Source organism: Methylobacterium sp. WL18, from assembly GCF_008040015.1.
Classification (GTDB): Bacteria; Pseudomonadota; Alphaproteobacteria; order Rhizobiales; family Beijerinckiaceae; genus Methylobacterium; species Methylobacterium mesophilicum.
In genome coordinates this window covers 1-3,598 of sequence record NZ_VRVD01000481.1, presented here as the reverse complement: position 1 = coordinate 3,598, position 3,598 = coordinate 1, and the positions used below count along the sequence as shown (strand labels likewise).

At 69.8% G+C, this 3,598-nt stretch carries 6 protein-coding genes; 2 read left to right on the top strand and 4 right to left on the bottom strand.

Annotated features, from left to right (window positions below; genetic code table 11):
* Positions 1-207 precede the first annotated feature (207 nt).
* Positions 208-549 (top strand): DNA-binding transcriptional regulator, encoded by a 342-nt coding sequence (locus FV228_RS23360; protein ID WP_147856762.1) that lies wholly within the window; start codon positions 208-210, stop codon positions 547-549.
* A gap of 113 nt (positions 550-662) precedes the next feature.
* Positions 663-1,904, top strand: a complete 1,242-nt coding sequence (trpB, locus tag FV228_RS23355) for a tryptophan synthase subunit beta (RefSeq protein ID WP_147856761.1) — start codon at positions 663-665, stop codon at positions 1,902-1,904.
* A gap of 37 nt (positions 1,905-1,941) precedes the next feature.
* Here trpB and FV228_RS23350 read toward each other — a convergent pair whose 3' ends face one another.
* The 4 genes from FV228_RS23350 to FV228_RS23335 all read right to left on the bottom strand — a co-directional run.
* Entirely contained in the window at positions 1,942-2,337 is a 396-nt protein-coding gene (locus tag FV228_RS23350; protein WP_147856760.1) for a type II toxin-antitoxin system VapC family toxin, read from the bottom strand.
* 12 nt (positions 2,338-2,349) lie between these two features.
* A complete protein-coding gene (locus FV228_RS23345; protein WP_092043145.1) occupies positions 2,350-2,592 on the bottom strand; it encodes a type II toxin-antitoxin system VapB family antitoxin in 243 nt (80 codons plus the stop codon).
* Positions 2,593-2,772: 180 nt separating this feature from the next.
* Positions 2,773-3,180 carry a type II toxin-antitoxin system HicB family antitoxin gene (locus FV228_RS23340; RefSeq protein ID WP_147899399.1) on the bottom strand — a complete coding sequence of 136 codons (408 nt, stop codon included), beginning with the start codon at positions 3,178-3,180 and terminating at the stop codon, positions 2,773-2,775.
* A gap of 161 nt (positions 3,181-3,341) precedes the next feature.
* The coding region (locus tag FV228_RS23335) for a helix-hairpin-helix domain-containing protein (protein WP_147856759.1) at positions 3,342-3,598 on the bottom strand (257 nt) is incomplete at its 5' end.

The window sequence follows — 3,598 nt, the reverse complement described above, 5'->3', positions numbered from 1 at the left end:
GCGAAGGCCGGAAGCCGGGGCAGGAGCAGCGCCCCGGCCAGCCCGAGCCCGAGGGCCGCCCCGAGGAGCGGGCGAAGCGTACTGCGAAGAGCCATGCTGTCCTCCGGCAAGATGCGCGGCTTGCTGTGCCAGACCTTTCGCTGCCCGGATCGAACGGGTTACGCTGACCGCGATCCGCCGCCGCGCACGGCTGGAGACGAATCGACGATGACCGAACCGAAAACGACCGAACCGAAGACGACCTACCGCAGTGACGCGCTCCGGTCGGCGCACCTGGTGGCCCGGGACCTCCATGCCGCCGGGGCCATCGACAAGGCGACGATGCGTCGGTTCGACGTGTCGTGCCTGACGCCGGTCGAGGACCTCGCGCCGGAGGCGATCCGGGCCATCCGCGAGACCGCGCAGATGAGCCAGGCGATCTTCGCCAGGGCGCTCAACGTGACCACCGCGCTGGTGAGCAAATGGGAGCGGGGCGAGAAGAAGCCCGGCGGGCCGTCGCTGAAGCTGCTCGCCCTGGCCGAGCGGAAGGGCATCGACGCCATCCTGTGAGGCGGGCGTGTGGGCGGCAGGCCGCATTGCGGCGGCGCCCGCATGGGTCTAGGCACCCGGCAACAGATCGCTCTCCGCGTCCGGAAGAACCGCCCCGTCGAAGGACCCGCCCCGTGACCATCGCCCCCGAACCGAACTCCTTCCGCACCGGCCCCGACGAGCGCGGCCGCTTCGGCATCTTCGGCGGCCGGTTCGTCGCCGAGACGCTGATGCCGCTGATCCTCGAATTGGAGGCGGCCTACGAGGCGGCGAAGGTCGATCCCGCCTTCGCGGCCGACATGGCGAGCTACGGCACCCACTATATCGGCCGGCCGAGCCCGCTCTACTACGCCGAGCGCCTGACCGAGCACATGCGCGCCACGGCGCCGGCCGGGCACGGCGCCAAGGTCTACTTCAAGCGCGAGGAGCTGAACCATACCGGCTCCCACAAGGTGAACAACGTGCTCGGCCAGATCCTGCTGGCCCGCCGCATGGGCAAGCCGCGGATCATCGCCGAGACCGGCGCCGGCCAGCACGGCGTCGCCACCGCGACCCTCTGCGCCCGGTTCGGGCTGAAATGCGTGGTCTACATGGGCGCGGTCGACGTCGCCCGGCAGGCGCCCAACGTCTTCCGGATGAAGATGCTCGGGGCCGAGGTGATCCCGGTGGAATCCGGCACCAAGACCCTCAAGGACGCGATGAACGAGGCCCTGCGCGACTGGGTCACCAACGTCGCCGACACGTTCTACTGCATCGGCACCGTGGCCGGCCCGCACCCGTACCCCGCCATGGTCCGCGACTTCCAGTCGGTGATCGGCCGCGAGACCCGGGAGCAGATGCTCGCGCAGGAGGGCCGCCTGCCGGATTCGCTGATCGCCTGCATCGGCGGCGGCTCCAACGCCATGGGGCTGTTCCACCCGTTCCTCGACGACCGCGAGGTCGAGATTTTCGGGGTCGAGGCCGCCGGGCACGGGGTCCAGTCCGGGCTGCACGCCGCCTCGCTCACCGGCGGCAAGCCCGGGGTGCTGCACGGCAACCGCACCTACCTGCTGATGGACGCGGACGGGCAGATCTCCGACGCGCACTCGATCTCGGCGGGCCTCGACTATCCGGGCATCGGCCCCGAGCACGCCTGGCTGCACGAGATGGGCCGCGTCCAGTACCTCTCGGCCACCGATTCCGAGACCCTGGAGGCGTTCAAGCTCTGCTCGATGCTGGAGGGGATCATCCCGGCCCTGGAGCCGGCCCACGCCCTGGCCCGGGTGCTGGACATCGCCCCCCAGCGCCCGGCCGAGCACCTGATGGTGCTCAACATGTCCGGCCGGGGCGACAAGGACATCCCGCAGGTGGCGGAGATCTTTGGGACGAAGCTCTGAGCGCGGAGCGGCCCGGATCCCGTCCCGCGGCCGCGCCTCACCCGGCCTCGATGTCGGTGAGCGGGAAATCGTTGCCCTTGTAGAGCAGCGGAACCCGGTGCGTTCGGGCACAGGCGTAGGCGAAGCAGTCGCCGAAATTGAGACCAGCGGGATGCCGGCCCTTGCCGAAGCGGTCGTAGGCGTCGAGGGCAACTTCGGCAGCCTCCGGGGCTACGGCGAGGACCTCGATGCCGGCAAGGTCGAGATAGGCGCGCACCGCATCGCGCGCCTCCGGGATCGGGAGGTCGAGGCGGCGCGCCACGGCCACGACGGTCTCCCAGACGGCCAGGGGCGACGTCATGCGGCGGCGCGCCCGCTGCAGCCGGGCGACCAGCGCGCGCGCGTCGGCCTCGTCGGTCAGGATCGCCGTGAGGGCCGAAGCATCCACGAACATCGCAGATCCGCCTCAATCGCGCTCGTAGAGGCTATCGATGAACGCCTTGTCGGCAGGCTTCGGGTGTGGCCCGGCCCGCTCGTGAAGCGTTCGGACGAAGTCGACCGTTTGCTCGACCAGATCGACCTTGCCAGTCTGACGGGCGATCTCGTTCTGAAGCGCTCGGCGCACCGCGTCGACCTTGGTCGTGCGCAACAGCGTCATGAGATGGACGACAAGGTCATCGACCTGCGGATCCTTGACGTAGAGCGGCATGTATATGCTTTCCAGATATCCATGATATCCCTAGGCCTTATACGTACGTGCCGCAAGGAGGGCGGGTCTCGGGTGAGCAGGGTGTCGCCGGCACGATCGGTTCGCGCACGCTCCACCCATTCGAGGATCCGCGGTCCTCGGCACGATCTGTCGGGACTGGTGCGCCGAACGTGGATCGGTTCAGCCCTCGGCCCGGATCTTGTCCCGCGCAGCGGAGACCAGGAAGGCCGAGCGGGTGAGGCCCCGCGCCCGGGCGGCGGTATCGATCTGTGCCAGCACCGCGGCATCCAGCGAGACGTTGACGCGCACGGGCCGGCCGGAATCGAGCAGCAGCGGAACCACGCCGAGCGTGGCCTCGGTCAGGGCCTCGGTCAGGGTCGGGTCGGCCCTCAGAACCTCCGGCGCCCGGGGTGCCGGCGGCGCCAAACCGGCGGCGATCCGATCGCTCATCCACTCGTTGAGGGCCGCCGTCGCGTTGACCATCGCCTCATCGATGGTCGCGCCCATGGCGGTGCAACCGGGGCAATCGGGAAACGCGACCCCGTAGGCGCCGGCCTCGCCATCGATCAGCACGGTGTAGCGGGACATGCGCGTCCTCCTCAGATCCAGCCCGCGGCGATCAACCGATCCACGATGGTCCTGCGATCCGTCTCGACCCTGGGCATGGGAGGTTCCGCTGCAATGTGTATTTATTTGCACATCGCGGCGGGTGCCGCCAGGGTGTTCGCCGGTGGCTGGCCCCGAGGCGATCACCGCACCGTCACCTGATCCTTGATCTTCTCGTAGACCGCCCGGCTGAGGACGCGCTTCGACAGGAGCTGGTCCACGGACGCGTAGGGGCGCTTGGCGGTGATCGCCCGGCCGATCGCGCCGCCGCCCCGGAGCTTGTTGAGGTCGGCCACCGAGGCGGTGTTCAGGTCGAGGATCGCGAGGGCCCGGGGGCCGGCATCGTCCTCGGCCCGGTCGATCTCGGCCGCGCCCTGATCGAGGCCGGGCTGGGCCGGGA